The 18,021-nt window shown below is 74.4% G+C and carries 19 protein-coding genes; 5 read left to right on the top strand and 14 right to left on the bottom strand.

Annotated elements, in window-relative coordinates:
• From G3I41_RS33150 to G3I41_RS33135, 4 genes are all read left to right on the top strand, one after another.
• On the top strand, window positions 1-1,218 hold a 1,218-nt coding region (locus G3I41_RS33150; RefSeq protein WP_164404235.1), incomplete at its 5' end, for an ADP-ribosylglycohydrolase family protein.
• The gene (gene rbsK, locus G3I41_RS33145; RefSeq protein ID WP_164404234.1) at window positions 1,215-2,099 is read left to right on the top strand and encodes a ribokinase; all 885 of its coding nucleotides are present in this window, start codon (window positions 1,215-1,217) and stop codon (window positions 2,097-2,099) included. The genes G3I41_RS33150 and rbsK, both read left to right, overlap by 4 nt.
• Window positions 2,096-3,295 carry a CoA transferase gene (locus tag G3I41_RS33140; protein WP_164404233.1) on the top strand — a complete coding sequence of 400 codons (1,200 nt, stop codon included), beginning with the start codon at window positions 2,096-2,098 and terminating at the stop codon, window positions 3,293-3,295. The genes rbsK and G3I41_RS33140 overlap by 4 nt, the downstream gene beginning before the upstream one ends.
• Window positions 3,292-4,104 carry a CoA ester lyase gene (locus G3I41_RS33135; protein ID WP_164404232.1) on the top strand — a complete coding sequence of 271 codons (813 nt, stop codon included), beginning with the start codon at window positions 3,292-3,294 and terminating at the stop codon, window positions 4,102-4,104. Before G3I41_RS33140 ends, G3I41_RS33135 begins: the two co-directional genes overlap by 4 nt.
• Window positions 4,105-4,296: 192 nt before the next feature.
• On the opposite strand, the gene lgt is transcribed toward G3I41_RS33135, so the two are convergent.
• The 10 genes from lgt to hisI form a co-directional block, all read right to left on the bottom strand.
• Entirely contained in the window at window positions 4,297-5,289 is a 993-nt protein-coding gene (gene lgt / locus G3I41_RS33130; protein ID WP_164404231.1) for a prolipoprotein diacylglyceryl transferase, read from the bottom strand.
• Window positions 5,290-5,394: 105 nt separating this feature from the next.
• The gene (locus G3I41_RS33125; RefSeq protein WP_164404230.1) at window positions 5,395-6,213 is read right to left on the bottom strand and encodes a thioredoxin domain-containing protein; all 819 of its coding nucleotides are present in this window, start codon (window positions 6,211-6,213) and stop codon (window positions 5,395-5,397) included.
• 75 nt (window positions 6,214-6,288) lie between these two features.
• A complete protein-coding gene (gene trpA, locus G3I41_RS33120; RefSeq protein WP_164404229.1) occupies window positions 6,289-7,101 on the bottom strand; it encodes a tryptophan synthase subunit alpha in 813 nt (270 codons plus the stop codon).
• Window positions 7,098-8,384, bottom strand: a complete 1,287-nt coding sequence (gene trpB / locus G3I41_RS33115; protein ID WP_164404228.1) for a tryptophan synthase subunit beta — start codon at window positions 8,382-8,384, stop codon at window positions 7,098-7,100. The genes trpA and trpB overlap by 4 nt, the downstream gene beginning before the upstream one ends.
• Before the next feature lie 290 nt (window positions 8,385-8,674).
• Window positions 8,675-9,484 (bottom strand): indole-3-glycerol phosphate synthase TrpC, encoded by an 810-nt coding sequence (trpC, locus tag G3I41_RS33110; RefSeq protein ID WP_164404227.1) that lies wholly within the window; start codon window positions 9,482-9,484, stop codon window positions 8,675-8,677.
• A gap of 127 nt (window positions 9,485-9,611) precedes the next feature.
• Window positions 9,612-10,046 (bottom strand): DUF2752 domain-containing protein, encoded by a 435-nt coding sequence (locus tag G3I41_RS33105; RefSeq protein ID WP_164404236.1) that lies wholly within the window; start codon window positions 10,044-10,046, stop codon window positions 9,612-9,614.
• A 164-nt stretch (window positions 10,047-10,210) separates the two neighbouring features.
• Window positions 10,211-10,459 carry an HGxxPAAW family protein gene (locus tag G3I41_RS33100; protein WP_164404226.1) on the bottom strand — a complete coding sequence of 83 codons (249 nt, stop codon included), beginning with the start codon at window positions 10,457-10,459 and terminating at the stop codon, window positions 10,211-10,213.
• A gap of 121 nt (window positions 10,460-10,580) precedes the next feature.
• Window positions 10,581-11,237 (bottom strand): TIGR02234 family membrane protein, encoded by a 657-nt coding sequence (locus tag G3I41_RS33095; RefSeq protein WP_164404225.1) that lies wholly within the window; start codon window positions 11,235-11,237, stop codon window positions 10,581-10,583.
• Between the two features lie 53 nt (window positions 11,238-11,290).
• Complete coding sequence (locus G3I41_RS33090) at window positions 11,291-12,778, bottom strand: anthranilate synthase component I (RefSeq protein ID WP_164404224.1); 1,488 nt, start codon at window positions 12,776-12,778, stop codon at window positions 11,291-11,293.
• 11 nt (window positions 12,779-12,789) lie between these two features.
• The gene (hisI, locus tag G3I41_RS33085) at window positions 12,790-13,173 is read right to left on the bottom strand and encodes a phosphoribosyl-AMP cyclohydrolase (RefSeq protein WP_164404223.1); all 384 of its coding nucleotides are present in this window, start codon (window positions 13,171-13,173) and stop codon (window positions 12,790-12,792) included.
• Between the two features lie 83 nt (window positions 13,174-13,256).
• On the opposite strand from hisI, the gene G3I41_RS33080 reads away from it, so the two are divergent.
• Window positions 13,257-13,889 (top strand): TIGR03085 family metal-binding protein, encoded by a 633-nt coding sequence (locus tag G3I41_RS33080; protein ID WP_164404222.1) that lies wholly within the window; start codon window positions 13,257-13,259, stop codon window positions 13,887-13,889.
• Window positions 13,890-13,905: 16 nt separating this feature from the next.
• Here G3I41_RS33080 and G3I41_RS33075 read toward each other — a convergent pair whose 3' ends face one another.
• From G3I41_RS33075 to G3I41_RS33060, 4 genes are all read right to left on the bottom strand, one after another.
• Entirely contained in the window at window positions 13,906-15,153 is a 1,248-nt protein-coding gene (locus tag G3I41_RS33075) for an MFS transporter (protein ID WP_164404221.1), read from the bottom strand.
• Window positions 15,154-15,178: 25 nt separating this feature from the next.
• Window positions 15,179-15,766: a helix-turn-helix domain-containing protein gene (locus tag G3I41_RS33070; RefSeq protein ID WP_164404220.1), complete on the bottom strand. Its 588-nt coding sequence runs from the start codon at window positions 15,764-15,766 to the stop codon at window positions 15,179-15,181.
• A 38-nt stretch (window positions 15,767-15,804) separates the two neighbouring features.
• Window positions 15,805-17,409 carry a cation acetate symporter gene (locus G3I41_RS33065; protein ID WP_164404219.1) on the bottom strand — a complete coding sequence of 535 codons (1,605 nt, stop codon included), beginning with the start codon at window positions 17,407-17,409 and terminating at the stop codon, window positions 15,805-15,807.
• A gap of 191 nt (window positions 17,410-17,600) precedes the next feature.
• A partial coding sequence (locus tag G3I41_RS33060; RefSeq protein ID WP_164404218.1) for a helix-turn-helix domain-containing protein occupies window positions 17,601-18,021 on the bottom strand: 421 nt, incomplete at its 5' end.

Here is an 18,021-nt window from a genome sequence, read left to right as displayed (position 1 = left end):
GGCCCCCCGCCCGGGCTGCGCGCGGTCGCCGAACGGCTGCTCGACGAACTCGCCCTGCTGGAGTCCCCGCTGGCCGGTGACGAGCCGGACGGCCTGGACGAGATCAGGGCCGCCTGCCCGCAGTGGCCGCACGACCGGAACGTGCGGCCGGCCGCGCGGGAGCGGCTGCACGCCGCCTGGCTGGGCCGCGCCGCCGGCTGCCTGCTGGGCAAACCGGTCGAGAAGCTGCCCCTGGAAGGCATCCGCGCCCTGGCCCGGGCCACCGGCAACTGGCCCCTGAACACCTGGTTCACCGCCCGGGGCCTGCCCGCCCCGCTGGCCGCCGCCTACCCGTGGAACCGGCGCTCCGCGCCCACCTCGCTCGCCGAGAACATCGACGGGATGCCCGAGGACGACGACCTCAACCACCCCCTGCTCACCCTGTTGCTGCTCCAGCGGCACGGCACCGCGTTCACCACGGCGGACCTGGCCCGGCTCTGGCTGGACGAGCTGCCGGCCGGGCGCACGTTCACCGCCGAGCGGATCGCGTACCGCAATCTGCTCGACGGCATCGAGCCCCCGGACACCGCCCGCCACCGCAACCCGTTCCGCGAGTGGATCGGCGCCCAGATCCGGGCCGACGCGCACGGCTGGACCCGGCCCGGCGACCCGGCGGGGGCCGCGGAGCGGGCGTACCGCGACGCGGTCCTCACCCACACCGGGAACGGCGTCTACGGCGCGATGTTCACGGCGGCGGCGCTGGCCGAGGCGGCCACCGGCGAGACCGACGTGCACGGCTGCCTGGCCACCGGCCTGCGCGTGGTACCGCCGCGCTCGCGGTTCGCGGCGGCGGTACGCGACGGCATCACGGCCGCCCGCGAGGAACGGGACTTCGATACGGTCGTGGACCGGCTGCACGCGGCGTACGGCAGGTATCACTGGGTGCATGTGCTGCCCAACGCGGCCCTGCTGGCCTCCGCGCTCACCCACGCCGACGGCGACTTCACCGGTTCGATCTGCAAGGCGGTGTCCGGCGGCTGGGACACCGACTCCAACGGCGCGACCGCCGGTTCGCTCGCCGGACTGCTCGCCGGGCGGCCGGACGCGCTGCCCGACCGGTGGACCGCCCCGCTGAAGAACCGGCTCGCCACGTCCGTCCCCGGCTTCGACGGGGCCGGCTTCGACACCCTCGCCGACCTGACCCACCGGCTCACCCACGAGGAGGCACTCCGCCCATGACCAGAATCGCGGTGCTCGGCAGCACCAATATGGATCTTGTGGCTTACGTCGACCGGGCCCCGGAGCGCGGGCAGACCGTCACCGGACGGGAGTTCCGCACCATCCCCGGCGGCAAGGGCGCCAACCAGGCCGTCGCGGCCGCCCGCGCGGGCGGTGACGTGCTGATGATCGGCGCGGTCGGCGACGACGAGTACGGCGTACGGATGCGGGAGAACCTGGAGCACTCCGGCGTCGACACCGATCTGCTGCACACCGCCGAGGGCCCCAGCGGCACCGCGCACATCGTGGTCGACGCCAAGGGCTCCAACGCGATCGTGGTCATCCCCGGCGCCAACGGCACCATGACGGCGCTCGGTCCGGGCGAGGTGGCCGCCATCGCCGAGGCGGATCTGCTGCTGCTCCAGCTGGAGCTGCCGATGTCCGCCGTGATCGAGGGCGCCCGCGCCGGGCACGCCCAGGGCGTACGGACCGTGCTCACCCCTTCCCCCGTGCAGGAGCTGCCCTCCGAACTCCTCGACCACGTCGACCTGCTGGTCCCCAACGAGCACGAGGCCGCCGAGCTGTCCGGCTACGACGACCCGCACGCGGCGGCGGAGATCCTCCTCGGCCAGGTCCCCGCGGTGCTCATCACGCTCGGCTCGAAGGGCAGCCTGTACGCGGCCCGGGGCAGCCGCACCATCCACTTCCCGGCCCCGGACGTCACCGCCGTCGACACCACCGGCGCCGGGGACACCTTCGTCGGCACCCTGGCCGTGGCGCTCGGCGAAGGGCGCCCGATGCCGCAGGCCGTCGCCTGGGCCTCGGCCGCCGCCGCGCTCTGCGTGCAGAAACCGGGCGCCTCGGTCTCCATGCCGTACCGCAGCGAAATCGACGGCGCGTGAGCGCCCCCGCGGCCCCGCCGCTCACCGGACTGCGGGTCGTCGATCTCGCCACGCTCTTCGCGGGCCCGCTCTGCGCGACGATGCTGGGCGACTTCGGCGCCGAGGTGATCAAGGTCGAGCACCCGGTGCGCCCCGACCCCTCCCGGGGCCACGGGCCCGCGAAGGACGGCGTGGGCCTGTGGTGGAAGCTCCTCGGCCGCAACAAGCGCAACCTGACGCTCGACCTCTCCGCGCCGGAGGGCCGCGACCTGCTGCTGCGGCTCGCGGCGGACACCGATGTGATCATCGAGAACTTCCGGCCCGGCACGCTGGAGCGGTGGGGCCTCGGGCCCGATGAGCTGCACGCGGTCAACCCGCGCCTGATCCTCGTGCGCGTCACGGGTTTCGGCCAGTTCGGCCCGTACTCCCACCGGCCCGGCTTCGGGACGCTCGCCGAGGCGATGAGCGGCTTCGCGGCGATCACCGGGGAGCCGGACGGGCCGCCGACCCTGCCGCCGTTCGGTCTCGCCGACTCGATCGCCGCGCTCGCCACGGCGTACGCGGTGATGGCCGCGCTGGCCGGCCGGGACCGGACCGGCGAGGGGCAGGTGGTCGACATGGCGATCATCGAGCCGATCCTGACCGTGCTCGGCCCGCAGCCGCTCTGGTACGACCAGCTCGGCTACGTACAGCCGCGCACCGGGAACCGGTCGCGCAACAACGCCCCGCGCAACACCTACCGCACCTCGGACGGGCAGTGGGTGGCCGTCTCCACCTCCGCGCAGTCGGTGGCGGAGCGGGTGATGCGGCTGGTCGGACGGGCGGACCTGATCGAGGAGCCGTGGTTCGCCTCGGGCGCCACCCGCGCCGAGCACAGCGACGAGCTGGACGAGGCCGTGGGCCACTGGATCGCCCGGCACAGCCGGGAGGAGGCGCTGTCCGCGTTCGAGAAGGCGGAGGCCGCCATCGCCCCCATCCACGACGTACGGGACGTGATGGAGGACCCGCAGTACCGGGCGCTGGACTCCGTCACCGAGGTGGACGATCCGGAGCTGGGCCCGCTGCGGATGCAGAACGTCCTCTTCCGGCTCTCCCGGACCCCGGGCGCGATCCGCTGGACGGGCCGTCCGCACGGGGCCGACACCGAGGAGATCCTGACCGAGCTGGGGCTGAGCGGGCCCGAGATCTCGGCGCTGCGGGCGGAGCGGGTGCTGTGAGCGCGGCGGCCCCCCTCACCCTGCTGTACGTGCCCGGCGACCGGCCGGACGTCGTGCGCAAGGCGGCCGGCGCGGGACCGGACGTGGTGATCGTGGACCTGGAGGACGCGGTCGCCCCCGACCGCAAGGAGTACGCGCGCGGCGCGACCGTGGAACTGCTGTCGGACCCGCCGTCCGCCACGGCGCCACCCGTCCATGTCCGGGTCAACGACGAGGCGGACGTCCTGGCGCTGGCCGGGCTGCCGGGGCTCGCGGGACTGCGGCTGCCGAAGATCACCCACGCCGCGTCCGTCCACCACATCGCGGCGCTGGCCCCCGGGGTCGCCCTGTGCCCGCTCCTGGAGTCGGCCCTCGGTATCGAGCACGCGTACTCGGTGGCCTCCGCGCACCCCCAGGTCCGCGCCATCGCCCTGGGCGAGGCCGACCTCCGCGCGGATCTGGGCGTACGGGAGGACGCGGGGCTCGACTGGTCGCGCAGCCGGGTGGTGGTCGCCGCCCGTGCGGCGGGCCTGGCGCCGCCCACGCAGTCGGTGTACGCGGACGTCCGCGACCTGGACGGCCTCTGGTCCTCCTGCGCCCGCGGGCGGGCCCTGGGCTTCCTGGGCCGGGCGGCGATCCACCCCCGCCAGCTCCCGGTGATCGAACGCGCGTTCCGCCCGACGCCGCAGGAGGTCGAAGCGGCCTGGGAGATCGTGGAGGCCGCGCGGGACCAGGCGGGGGCCCAGGCCCTGCCGGACGGCCGCTTCGTGGACGCGGCGGTGGTCGCGCAGGCGCGACGGACGCTGGCGCTGGCGCAACGGAAACGGTGACCCGGCGCTCCACCTGACCGCGCTGTCCTCAAGCGCCGGACGGGCTGGGTTCTCGCCGCACCGCCCGCTCCAGCCGACGGAGCCGATGCGACGGCGGGCGGCCACACCGAGCCCGTCCGGCGATCGAGGGCACCCCGCGACGGCGAAGGGGCCGCCGAAAGTCTCGGCGGCCCCTCATCCGTCTGCGCAGCGTCAGCCCTTCGCGGCTTCCGCCGTACCGTCCGCCTTCGGCGCATCCGCGGCCTCCGGCTCGTCCGCCTCGGCCTTGTCCGCCTTGCCCGAGCCCTCCGACGCCTCCGGTGCCCCCGCCGCGGCCTCGGCCTCGTCCGCCTTGTCCTCGTCCGCCTTGCCCGAGCCCTCCGACGCCTCCGGCGCCCCGGGCTCGATGATCTCCTCGCGGCCCGGCCTCACCTTCGCCGAGATCACGATGTACGCCACCGCGAGCACGAACACGATCAGCGCGGTCCACACGTTGAGCCGCATGCCCAGGATGTGGTGCGCCTCGTCCACGCGCAGGTACTCGGTCCACACGCGCCCCGCGCAGTACGCCGCGACGTACAGCGCGAAGGCCCGGCCGTGCCCGAGCTTGAAGCGGCGGTCGGCCCAGACCACCAGGAGGGCGACGCCGACGCACCAGAGCGACTCGTACAGGAATGTCGGGTGGTAGGTGCCCGCGACCCGGTTCGGGCCCTCGCTGATCTTCAGCGCCCACGGGACGTCGGTCGCCCTGCCGTACAGCTCCTGGTTGAACCAGTTGCCCCAGCGGCCGCACGCCTGGGCGAGGACGATGCCGGGAGCGAGGGCGTCGGCCCAGGCGGGCAGCGGGATCCCGCGGCGGCGGCAGCCGATCCAGGCGCCGACCGCGCCCAGCGCGATCGCACCCCAGATACCGAGGCCGCCCTGCCAGATCTTGAAGGCGTCGACCCAGTCCTCACCGTCGCTGAAGTACAGCTGGTAGTCGGTGATGACGTGGTAGAGCCGGCCGCCGACAAGGCCGAAGGGCACGGCCCAGACGGCGATATCGGCAACAGTGCCGCTGGTGCCTCCTCGGGCGACCCAGCGCTTGTTGCCGAACCAGACGGCGACGAAGACACCGATGATGATGCAGAACGCGTAGCCGCGGAGCGGGATCGGTCCGAGATCGATCACGCCGGTCGACGGGCTGGGAATGTAGGCAAGGTTCATGGCAGCATCGACGCTACCCTGCCGGGCGGGAGGTAGGGCAACCCACCCGGCAACGTCTGGGTAACGAGCGGGCCGTCGATTCCCCCGGCCGGCCCCGGGGAAGCCCTACGGCGTGGCCGTGGCGGTGGCGGGCTTCTTGCCCTTGTTGGCCTCGGCGACCCACTTCTTCAGGTTGGCCACGGTGATCGCCTCGTCGCCCTTCTTCGGGAAGATCGTCTCCCCGTTGAGCAGCGCCGTGGGTGTGCCCTGGAAGCCGCCGTCGCGGAACGCCTGGTTGGACTTCTCCACCCACGCGTCGTGCTTGCCGTCCTCGACGCAGCCGCGGAAGCCGGGCGTGTCCAGCCCGGGGACCTTCTTGGCGAGCTCGATCAGCTTGTCGTTGTCCCCGAAGGCGTCGTCGGTCTCCGCGGGCTGGTTGCTGTACAGCACGTCGTGGTACGCGGAGAACTTGCCGGCGTCCTGCGCGCAGGCGGCCGCGTTGGCCGCCTTGAGGGAGCCGCTGCCACCCATGTTGCCGTCGATGATCGTGGCGAGGTGGTAGTCGACCTTGATCTGGCCGTCGCGCTCCATCTCGTGGATCGTGTCGCGGAACGCGGTCTCGAACTGGGCGCAGACCGGGCAGCGGAAGTCCTCCCAGATGGTCAGGGTGGACGGGGCGTCGTCCGCGCCGACCCGGATGGCCAGTGCGTCCTTGCCGGTCGCTCCGGACGGGGCGACGGCCGGCCCGGACGCCTTGGACTTGTCGCTCTTGCCGTCGGTGTTCGCCGCGATCACGCCGACGACGGCGGCCAGGCCCAGGACCCCCACCACGGCCGTGGACACGATCAGCGTGCGGCGCCGGCGGTCGCGCGCCTTCGCCTGCTCGCGCTGCTGGATCAGCCGGTCTCGCGCGGCCCTCTTACCCTGTTCGTTCTTCTCGCTCACACCGCGCAAACGACCCGGGAAGGCACTCGCGTGCCTCCCCGGGCCGAGGTCCACCCGTTCGGGTTACCTCGGGTGTCAGCGCTTTCGAACACCTTCGGCAAGCTCGGCCGCCAGGGAACGGACGCCCGCGAGCCCGGCGGCCTCGTCGGGGGCGTCGAGCATCCGCTTGACGAAGGCCGTGCCGACGATGACGCCGTCGGCGAAGCCGGCGACCTCCGCGGCCTGGGCGGCGTCGGACACGCCGAGGCCGACGCAGACCGGCAGATCGGTCGTGGCGCGGGTCCGCCGGACCAGGTCCTCCGCCTGCGCGCCGACCGAGGCGCGGGTGCCGGTGACGCCCATCAGGGACGCGGCGTAGACGAAGCCGGAGCCCGCGTCGGTGATGGTGGCGATCCGCTCGTCCTTGCTGCTGGGCGCGACGACGAAGACAGTGGCCAGGCCGTGCCGCCCCGCGTGCTCGCGCCACAGCGCGGACTCCTGGACCGGCAGGTCGGGCAGGATGCACCCGGCGCCGCCCGCCTCGGCCAGTTCGGCGGTGAACCGCTCGACGCCGTACCGGTCGATCGGGTTCCAGTACGTCATGACGAGGATCGGCGCCCCGGTGGCCTCGTGGGCCTCGCGGACCGTGCGCATCACGTCGGCGATCCGCACGCCGCCGCGCAGCGCGATGTCGTCGGCGGTCTGGATGACCGGGCCGTCGAGCACCGGGTCGCTGTGCGGCAGCCCCACCTCGATCACGTCGGCGCCGCCCGCCACGGCGGCCTTGATGGCCTCGATGCCGCCGTCGACGGTCGGGAAGCCGGCCGGCAGGTACGCGATGAGCGCGGCCCGGTCCTCGGCCCGCGTGGCGGCGAGCGTGGTATTCAGCAGTTCGACGTTGCCGCTCACAGCGCGTCCCCCTCGATCTCCGCGGCACCGCTGCCGGCGTCCGCCTCGACGGCCCCGTCGGTGTCGTACAGCCCGAAGTAACGGGCCGCCGTGTCCATGTCCTTGTCGCCGCGCCCGGAGAGGTTGACGAGGATCAGCCCGTCCTTGCCCAGCTCCTTGCCGACCTCCAGCGCCCCGGCCAGCGCGTGCGCGCTCTCGATGGCCGGGATGATGCCCTCGGTGCGGGAGAGCAGGCGCAGCGCCTGCATGGCCGCGTCGTCGGTGACGGCGCGGTACTCGCCCCGGCCCACGTCCTTGAGGTAGGCGTGCTCGGGGCCGATGCCCGGGTAGTCCAGGCCGGCCGAGATGGAGTACGGCTCGGTGATCTGGCCCTCGTCGTCCTGGAGGACGTAGCTGCGCGAGCCGTGCAGGATGCCGGGCTCGCCCGCGGTCAGGGTCGCCGCGTGCTCGCCGGTCTCCACGCCGTGTCCGGCGGGCTCGCAGCCGATGAGGCGGACGTCCGGGTCGGGCACGAAGGCGTGGAAGAGGCCGATGGCGTTGGAGCCGCCGCCGACGCAGGCCACGGCCGCGTCCGGCAGCCGGCCGGCCCGCTCCAGGATCTGCCGTCTGGCCTCCACGCCGATGACGCGGTGGAAGTCGCGGACCATCGCCGGGAAGGGGTGCGGCCCGGCGACCGTGCCGAAGAGGTAGTGGGTGCGGTCCACGTTGGCGACCCAGTCGCGGAACGCCTCGTTGATGGCGTCCTTGAGGGTGCGGGAGCCGGACTTCACGGCGATGACCTCGGCGCCGAGCATCCGCATGCGCGCCACGTTCAGCGCCTGGCGCCGGGTGTCGATCTCGCCCATGTAGATGGTGCAGTCGAGGCCGAAGAGGGCGCAGGCGGTCGCGGTGGCGACGCCGTGCTGTCCGGCGCCGGTCTCCGCGATGACGCGGGTCTTGCCCATGCGCCGGGTCAGCAGTGCCTGCCCCAGCACGTTGTTGATCTTGTGCGAGCCGGTGTGGTTCAGGTCCTCGCGCTTGAGGAAGACGCGGGCGCCGCCGGCGTGCTCCGCGAAGCGGGGCACCTCGGTGAGGGCGCTGGGCCGTCCGGTGTAGTGGACCATCAGCTCGCCGAGCTCGGCGGCGAACGCGGGGTCGGCCTTGGCCTTGTCGTACTCGACGGCGACCTCGTCCACGGCGGCGACCAGCGCCTCCGGGATGAACTTGCCGCCGTAGGCGCCGAAGTAGCCCTCGGCGCTGGGGATCAGACCCTCCGGGTCCGGGATGAAGAAGTCGGAAGACATGCGGAACGTGCTCCTCGTCGTCACAGGGGTGGTCGCACCGTCTGCGCCGTGAGCGGAGCGCCGCCCCGGTCCTGGACCGGGGCGGTTTCGGACGCGCGGGACGGCGGCCGGGCTCGCTCTACAGCGCGCGCGTCCCGCGCCATCGCATGCCGTTGACCTGACCGGGCTCGGCGCCGATCACGTACCGCACCCGCCGGCCGTGCACGCGGCGCGCGGGCGCCCGGCAGCCGCGGTGCCACGAGGGCAGTGCGCAGCGCATCGGCTCGGGGTGCGGGAGGGACACGGCCGGGTCAGCCCCGTCCGTGGCGCAGGGCCGGGTGGGCGCCGGCGGCGACGAGGTCGGCGACGGCGGTCCGCGGGTCGCGTCCGGTGACCAGGGACTCGCCGACCAGCACGGCGTCGGCGCCGGCGTTGGCGTAGGCGATCAGGTCGTGCGGGCCGCGGACGCCGGACTCGGCGACCTTGACGATGTGGTCGGGGATCTCGGGGGCGACGCGCTCGAAGGTGGAGCGGTCGACCTTGAGGTCCTTGAGGTTGCGCGCGTTGACGCCGATGATCCGGGCCCCGGCCGCGACGGCGCGCTCGGCCTCGTCCTCGTCGTGCGCCTCGACCAGCGGCGTGAGGCCGATGGACTCGGCGCGCTCGATCAGGGAGACCAGGGCCTCCTGTTCGAGGGCGGCGACGATCAGCAGCACGAGGTCGGCGCCGTACGCGCGGGCCTCCCACAGCTGGTACGAGGTGACGATGAAGTCCTTGCGGAGGATCGGGATGTCGACCTTGGCGCGGACGGCCTCCAGGTCCGCCAGGGAGCCGCCGAAGCGGCGCTCCTCGGTGAGGACCGAGATGACGGAGGCCCCGCCGGCCTCGTAGTCCGCGGCGAGCGCGGCCGGGTCGGCGATGGCGGCCAGCGCGCCCTTGGAGGGGCTGGAGCGCTTGACCTCGCAGATGACGGTCACGCCCTCGCCGCGCAGGGCGGCGACGCCGTCCTTGGCGCGGGGGGCACGGGCGGCGCGTTCCTTGAGCTCGTCGAGGCTGACGCGCGCCTGCCGCTCCGCGAGGTCGGCGCGGACGCCGTCGATGATCTCGTCGAGCACACTCACGCGAGCGGCCCCCTTCCGGAACGGTGACAAAAAAACGTAGCAGGCCACAGGATCAGCCACTCCGATGTTATCCGCAGCGGGGCGCTGGGCCCGCATCCGGCCGCCGGCTGTCCCACTACCTGGGACTTCACGGGGCGAGCGCGGAGCCGAAGGGGAGGTTCCGGATGACCGTGAAGAGCAGCAGTACGGCGCCGATCGCCCACCAGTGCGCCGGCCGGAGCCCGATCCGCAGGGGCCTTCCGCGGGCCTCGCGGATCAGCCATACGGTCCACAGCGCGGCGAAGACCGCGTAACCGGCCACGGCGAGGGCGTTGGCGCCGAAGGCGGCGGCCAGGTCGCCGTGGGCGAAGGCGTGGGCGCTGCGGAGGCCGCCGCAGCCGGGGCAGTAGACGCCGGTGAACCGCAGCAGCGGGCAGACGGGGTAGTGGCCGGGCTCGTTCGGGTCGACGGTGGCGACGTACCCGAAGGCGCCGACGACGGCGGCGAGCACGCCCACCGGGACGGCGAGCCGCCGCAGCCGCGAGGCACCGGCGGGGGCCGTGGGGAAGAGGGGGGCCGGCACGGGGGCGAAGGGCGGCGGCCCGGGGGCCGGGACCGGGGCGGGGTCCGGGGCCGGAGAGGCGGCGGCGGGGGTTGGCTTTGCGTCCACCCGGTGATTGTCGCCGCTGACGCGGAAAGGCGCAGCCCGGTCCGGGCCGCGCCTCTCCGGCGTACGTGGTGCGGGGGTCAGGAGGTCTGCGCCTGGCCGGCGCGCGCGCGGGCGGCGGCCAGCTCGGCCGACTCCTTCGGCATGCCGAGGCCCGCGGCCTTCATCGCGAGGCCGACGACACCACCGAGCAGGACGACGCCCATGCCGGCCCAGAAACCGGCCGGGTTGGACGCGACCATGAAGACGCCCGCGACGCAGAAGCCGATGAAGGCGATGATGACACCGGTCCAGGCGGCCGGGGTGTGTCCGTGGCTGCTGCCCGCCATGAGTTGCTCCTCGTTGGTGTTGCGCTGTTGGAATCGCTCGGGTCGCTGTGCCCACGGCCCGTGCCGCTGTGCCAGCTCACCGTCATTGTCCCGTACGTGCGGGTAGGACGTGAGCTGGGGGTCATGCCTCGCGCGTCGGGTCCTCGCCTCGGTCCAGGGCCTTCCACAGATCCTCGGGCCGGTCGGGGTCGAGCGGGCGGGGGGCCTTGCGGGGGCGGGGGGTCCCGTCGCGCTCGTAGCGTCCGGACATCGTGGGCCAGCGGTTGCCGTAGCGCAGGGCGAGCAGCCCGGCGAGCAGGATCAGCAGGCCGCCGGCCGCCGTGACGTACGGCCAGGCGGTGTGGCTGAGGGCCGTGATGGTGGCGGCGCTGTCGCCGCTGGTCCGCGCGGCCTTCTCGTCCAGCGCCCCGCTGTCGGACGCGCCGAGGAAGGCGCTGAGCGCGGCGCCGAGTCCGCTGAGCGCGAGGAGTCCGGCGACCACGCGCCGGCCGGCGCCGCGTACGGCGAAGACGGCGACGAGGGCGGCCAGCCCGACGATCGCGAGGGCGGCGGGGAGTCCGGTGACGTCCTGCCCGTCGGCGCTCAGCGGCAGGGTGCCGCCGCCGACCAGGGCCTTGCCCTCGGCCCAGGTCTGCCCGGAGGCGAGCAGGACGACGGTCGCGCCCGCCGCCCCGAGGAGCAGGCCGGCGGCCAGGGTGCGGCGGCTCCCCGCACTGTCGGGCGCGGCGGCGGCTTCGGTACGGGGCTGGGGTACGGGGACGGCACTCACGTACTCCACTATCCCTCACCGGCCCGGAACGCCCCACCGCGCCCCTGGCGCGGGCGCACCGCTCAGGCGCCGCCGAGGCGGTTGGCGGTGTGGACGGCGCGGAGGACGGCCGCCGCCTTGTTGCGGCACTCGGTGTCCTCGGCGACCGGGTCGGAGTCGGCGACGACGCCCGCGCCCGCCTGGACGTAGGCGGTGCCGTCGCGGAGCAGGGCGGTGCGGATGGCGATGGCGGTGTCGGAGTCCCCGGCGAAGTCGAGGTAGCCGACGCAGCCCCCGTACAGGCCCCGGCGGGTGGGTTCCAGCTCCTCGATGATCTGGAGGGCGCGGGGCTTGGGGGCGCCGGAGAGGGTGCCGGCGGGGAAGCAGGCGGTGAGCACGTCGAAGGCGGTGCGGCCCTCGGCGACCTTGCCGGTGACGGTGGAGACGATGTGCATCACGTGCGAGTAGCGCTCGATGGACATGAAGTCGACCACCTCGACGCTGCCCGGTTCGCAGACCCGGCCCAGGTCGTTGCGGCCGAGGTCCACGAGCATGAGGTGCTCGGCGCGCTCCTTGGGGTCGGCGAGGAGTTCGTCGGCGAGGGCCTGGTCCTCCTGCGGGGTGGCGCCGCGGTGCCGGGTTCCGGCGATGGGGTGGACCATGGCGCGGCCGTCCTCGACCTTGACCAGGGCCTCGGGGCTGGACCCGGCGACGTCGAAGCCGTCGAACCGGAAGAGGTACATGTACGGCGAGGGGTTGGTGGCGCGCAGCACCCGGTAGACGTCGAGGGCGCTCGCCGTGCACGGGGTCTCGAAGCGCTGGGAGGGCACCACCTGGAAGGCTTCGCCGGCCCGGATGCGCTCCTTCACGTCCTCGACGGCGTCCTGGTACGCCGGGCCGCCCCAGAGCGCGGTGTACGGGGGCAGCTCGGAGGGCGGCAGGGCGGCGGGGGCGTTCTCGACGGGGCGGCGCAGGTCGCGCTCCATCGCGTCGAGCCGGACGACGGCGTCGGCGTACGCCTCGTCCACGCCGGTGGCCAGGTCGTTGTGGTTGATGGCGTTGGCGATGAGCAGGACGCTGCCGTCCCAGTGGTCCAGGACCGCGAGGTCGGAGGTGAGCAGCATGGTCAGCTCGGGGAGCCTCAGGTCGTCGCCGCCGCTCTCGCCGATCTTCTCCAGGCGGCGCACGATGTCGTAGCCGAGGTAGCCGACCATGCCGCCGGTGAAGGGCGGCAGGCCGGACTCCCGGTCGTGCGGGGTGTGCAGGGCCTCGATGGTGGCGCGCAGGGCGTCCAGCGGGTCGCCGTCGACGGGGACGCCGACGGGCGGGGTGCCGAGCCAGTGGGCCTCGCCGTCGCGGGTGGTCAGCGTGGCGGCGCTGCGTACGCCGACGAAGGAGTAGCGCGACCAGGTGCGGCCGTTCTCCGCGGATTCCAGGAGGAAGGTGCCGGTGCGCTCGCCCGCCAGCTTGCGGTAGAGGCCGACGGGGGTGTCGCCGTCCGCGAGGAGGCGGCGGGTGACGGGGATGACGCGCCGGTCGACGGCCAGCTTGCGGAAGGTGTCGAGGTCCATGGCGGCAGACCCTACTGCGCGAGGAAGAGGACGTCGGCGTCGAAGCAGGTGCGGTCGCCGGTGTGGCAGGCGGCACCGGTCTGGTCGACCTTGACGAGGACGGTGTCGGCGTCGCAGTCCAGGGCGACGGACTTGACCAGCTGGACGTGGCCCGAGGTGTCGCCCTTGACCCAGTACTCCTGGCGGCTGCGGGACCAGTAGGTGCAGCGGCCGGTGGTGAGGGTGCGGTGCAGCGCCTCGTCGTCCATCCAGCCCAGCATGAGTACCTCGCCGGTGTCGTACTGCTGGGCGACGGCCGGGACCAGCCCGTCGGCGCCGCGCTTGAGGCGGGCGGCGATGGCGGGCTCGAGGGCGCTGGCGGTCCGGGGGGAGCCGGGCTGGGGCGTGCTGCTCATGGGCCCATTGTGCCGTGGGGGCGCGGGGTGCCAGGGCGGCGTCCACTGGGCGGACGGGGGACGGCGGTCGTACGCTGGCGGGCATGTCGACCCATGCGAAGCGCGAACGTCTTCTGCTCGCCGACCTGTTGGAGGCGGCGGGTCCGCAGGCCCCGACCCTGTGCCAGGGCTGGACGGCCCGTGATCTCGCGGCCCATGTGGTGGTGCGGGAGCGGCGGCCGGACGCGGCGGCCGGGATCGTCATCGGCCCGCTGAAGAGCCGCCGGGACCGGGTCATGGCCGAGTTCACCGAGAAGCCGTACGAGGAGCTGATCCAGCTCATCCGCACCGGGCCGCCCCGGATGTCCCCGTTCGGCCTGAAGCAGCTGGACGAGGCGGCGAACACGGTGGAGTTCTACATCCACACGGAGGACGTGCGCCGGGCGCAGCCCGACTGGACGCCCCGTGAGCTGGACCCGGTCTTCGCGGACGTGCTGTGGGCGCGCACGGAGAAGGCGGCGCGGATGCTGGGCCGGAAGGCGCCCGTGGGCCTGGTGCTGCGCCGCCCGGACGGCCAGACCGCGGTGGCGCACCGGGGGACGCCGGTGGTGACGGTGACCGGTGAGCCGGGCGAGCTGCTGCTGTTCGCGTTCGGGCGGCAGGACGCGGCGCGGGTGGAGCTGGAGGGCGAGCCGGAGGCGATCGGCCGGGTGACGACGGCGAAGCTGGGCATGTAGCCCGGGTGCGCCCCGGTCAGCGCGGGAGCTCCGCCCGGCGGAGCGGGGCCATGAGGAGGCCGGTGCCCGCGCCCGCGGCGCACAGGGCGGCGCTGGCGACGAAGACCGGGCCGGTGCCCCAGAGGGCGACGGCGGCGCCGGTGACGGGGTAGCTGAGCGGCGCGAGGGCGTGCGTGAAGAGCGTGGAGACCGAGGTGACGCGGCCCAGGTAGGCCGGGTCGGTGACGGTCTGCGTGAGTGCGCCGCACAGCGAGCCGCCGAGGCCGGCGAAGAGTCCGACGAGGACCGCGACGGTCGCGGCGAGCGGTACGGAGGGCACGTACGCCAGGGCCGCGATGGCGACTGCCCCGGCCAGGACGGTCAGGCACATGACCAGTCCGGCCCTGGGCACGCGGCCGCGCACGGCGAGGAGCAGGGCGGAGGCGCCCGCGCCGGTACCGAAGGCGGCGACGACCCAGCCCATGCCGGAGGCGCCCCAGCCGCGTTCGTCGCTGAGCAGGATGAGGCCGAGGTTGAGGGGGCCGACGAAGCCGAGTTCGGTGACGGCGACGACGAGCACCAGGGGCCCGAGGAGCGGGTGGCGGCGGATGTGGCGCAGCCCGTCGGCAAGGTCGCGCCAGGCCGTGCCGGTGGGCGCGGCCTTCTCCGGTGCGGGCAGCGCGCGCATGCGTACGGCCAGCAGGAGCGGGAGCGACACGGCGAAGAGGGCTCCGGCCGCGGCGAAGGCGAGGACCGGACCGCCGAGGGCGACGGCGACGCCGCCGAGCGGGGCGCCGACGACGTTGGCGGTACGGGCGGCGAGGCCGCGCATGCCCTGGACGCGGGCGAGCTGGGAGGCGGCGGTGATCCGGGGCGGCAGGGCACCGACGGCGGGCAGGAAGAGGGCGTCGACGGCGCCGAAGACGAGCGCGACGGCGATCAGCGTCCACACCGTGGGCGAGGTGAGCAGCAGGGCCCCGGCGAGGCCGAGTACGACCAGGCAGCGGGCGGTGTCGCTGCCCACGACCACGCGGCGCGGGCCGAGCCGGTCGGCGAGCACTCCCCCGCCGAGCAGGAGCACCGCCCGGGGTATGGAGCCCGCGGCGAGCACCAGCCCGGTCTGCGAGGCGCTGCCGGTGCGGGCGGCGGCCCAGGCGAGGGCCATGTAGTAGACGCTGTCGCCGATCATGGACGCGGTGTACGCGCCGAGCCAGCGCAGGACGTTGCCGTCGCGGTGGGCCGGGCGGGCGGGGGCCTCGGCGGGGCCGGGCAGGGTGGCGGTCACGGTCTCGTCCTCTCGGAGGGCCGGCTCAGGTGCGGAACGGGAAGCCGTACACGTGGAGCGCGACGTTCTCGCGGTTCCCGCTGTCGCCCGCCTCCTCGCGGGCGCGGCCCTGCTGCTCGTAGCGCCTGATGAGGTCGTTCATCTCGGAGGCGAGGGCGGCGAGTTCGTCGGCGGTCAGCCGGGCGAGGAATTCGGAGCTGAAGGAGGCGCGGCGCCACTCGGCGGGCCAGGTGCGGTACGCGTCGAGGTGGCGGCGGTACATCTCGACGTGCTGGTCGTACGAGAGCCGGCCGACGGCGGCGTGGGTGGCGGCCTTCTCGGGCGCGTCGCTGAAGTCCTCGTCGTGGAAGGTCAGCCCCTCCGAAGCGGGCTGCCACCAGCGCTCACGGCCGTCCCTGCCCTCGCGGCCGGCCTCCTCGATCAGGCCGTGGTCGGCGAGCTTGCGCAGGTGGTAGCTGACGAGCGAGACCGCCTCGTCGACCTGCTCGGCCAGCTGGGAAGCGGTGGCCTGCCGGGCGATGTAGAGGGCCCGGTAGAGCTTCATCCGCAGGGGGTGCCCGAAGGCCTTGAGGGTGCCGAGGTCGGAAACCCGGCGTGATGCGTCGCGTGCCATACCCCGAGCGTAGGCAGGAAAGAAAAGTTGTGCAATATCTATTGCGAAATAAAAGCTGCACGTCTGGCCGGGGTCCGCTTCCGGCCGCCGCGGGAGCCCAGATGTCCGAGCAGGAAGCCCGCCGGGATCGTGAGCAGGCCGGGCGTCTGGAGCGGGAACCAGTGGAAGTCGCGGTCCGGGAAGAGCGCGACGGGCGTGCCGGAGAACGCGGGCGAGAACACCATCAGGACCGCGATGAGCGGCAGCGTCCCGTACACCGTCCAGCGCACCCCGCGCGCGGTGAAGCCCGGCCGGAACAGCGCGTACAGCAGGACCGGCGGCAGGACGGAGGCCGCCGCCGCGAAGGAGAGCGAGAGCAGCACCTGCGGGTTGCGGTCATGGGTGTACGTGGACGCCCAGACGGCGACCGCGCCGGTCAGGACCACCGCGAGGCGGGCCCGCAGGATCTCGCGCCCCGCGGACCGGCCGGAGCGCCCCGCGGACCGGCCGGAGCGCCCCGCCGTGCGGGCCCTGCTCCTCGCCGCGAAGTCGCGGGCCAGGGACGAGGCTGCGGCGAGGGTGATCCCGGCGACGGCGGCCAGTGTGGTGACGAAGACCGCGCAGGCCACGCACGCGAAGAGCAGGCTCTCGCGCGGCCCGCCGGCGCCCGGGTCGAGGGCGCCGGTCACCATGAGCAGCGCGGTGCCGCCGGCCGGGTCCGCCCCCTGGATGGCCTTGTGCCCGAGCAGCGCGGACGCGCCGAGTCCGGCGACGACGATCCCGGCGCACAGCACGGCCACCGGGACCACCGCCCACACGGTCGCGCGGCGCACCGTCCGGCGGTCGCGCATCGGGTGCAGCCGCATCGTAATGTGCGGCATGCACGCGGCCCCGAGGAGCAGGGTGAGCTGGAAGCCCAGCAGGTCCAGGGTGCCGGCGAGTCCGTGGCCGAACTGGAGCCCGGGGCGGGCGTACGCACCGCCGGCCCCGCTGCCGTGGCGCGCGGCGTCGAACAGGGCGAACGGGTTCCAGCCGAAGCGGGCGAGCACCAGACCGGCGAGCAGGGTCACCGCCGCGAGGACGACCGCGACCTTGAGGATCTGCACGTACCCGGTGCCCCGCATGCCGCCGACCGCGGAGTAGCAGACCATCAGGGCGCCGCCGGCCACGGTGCAGCTGGTGAGGGCGCCGTCGGGCAGCCCGAACATGGCGGCCATCACCCGCCCGGCGGTGGCGAGCTGGACCAGGAGCAGCGGGGTGAGGACCACCAGCGTCGTGATGCCGAGGGCGCGGCGCACGGAGGGGTCGCCGAGCCGGTCCGCGAGGAAGTCGCCGAGCGTGAACACCCCGCTGCGGCGCATCGGTTCGGCCAGGACCCGCATCACCAGGACCAGCGAGACGACCGTGGCCAGGGCGAACAGCACCCCGTCGAACCCGGCCAGCGCGACGGACCCGGTGGTCGAGAGCAGCGTGGCGGCGGAGAGGTAGTCCCCGGCGACGGCGAGCCCGCTCCCGGCGGGGCCGAGCGCGGAGCCGCCGCCCGCGTAGAAGTGCTCCGGATCGTCCTGGTCGGCGGCGGCCAGCCCGCACAGCAGCAGCGAGACGGCGACGAACGCGAGGAACACGACGACCGCGAGCGAGCGGGCGTCGATACCGCCGGTCACCGCCGGGATCCCGGGGTGGCGGGGGAAAGCGGGCGTGGAAAGGGCATGCCCGTTACGCCATCAGGCCCCCGGCCCGGCGTACAGCGGGTCGCCCCGGGGCGCGGCGGGGGTACAGGCCGTGCGGGCGGGGACTGTGCGGCGGCACAGGACGCGCCCCGCACGCGCCCCGCGCCCCCCTCGGTCCGCAGCGGTCAGTCCGGCAGCAGGCGGCGGGCCGTCAGGGCCAGGGAGACCTCGGTCGCGTCCGAGGGGCGGGTCAGGCAGCGGCCGGTGAGCTGTTCGAAGCGGCGGAGGCGGTTGAGGACGGTGTTGCGGTGGCAGTAGAGGCGGGCGCCCGCCCGGGGCGCCGAGCCGTCCGCGTCGAACCACGCGGTGAGCGTTTCGATGAGCACGTCCCGGTCGGCCGCGTCCAGCCGGTCCAGGGGGCCCAGCACCCGGTCGGCGAGGGCCGCGCCGAGCGCCGGGGACGAGACCACCAGGGCGGCGGGCAGGTGCTCGTCGAGCAGGACGGTCCCGCCGTCCGCCGGGCAGGCCCGCAGCGCCGTGTCCGCGAGGCGCCGGGCGTCCCCGACCGCCGCCAGCCCGTCCACCGCCGAGCCGATGCCGGCCCGG

It is taken from the genome of Streptomyces sp. SID9727, assembly GCF_010550605.1.
In the GTDB taxonomy this organism is placed as follows: Bacteria; Actinomycetota; Actinomycetes; order Streptomycetales; family Streptomycetaceae; genus Streptomyces.
The sequence above is the reverse complement of the archived record's forward strand: the minus strand, read 5'-3'. Positions and strand labels throughout refer to the sequence as shown.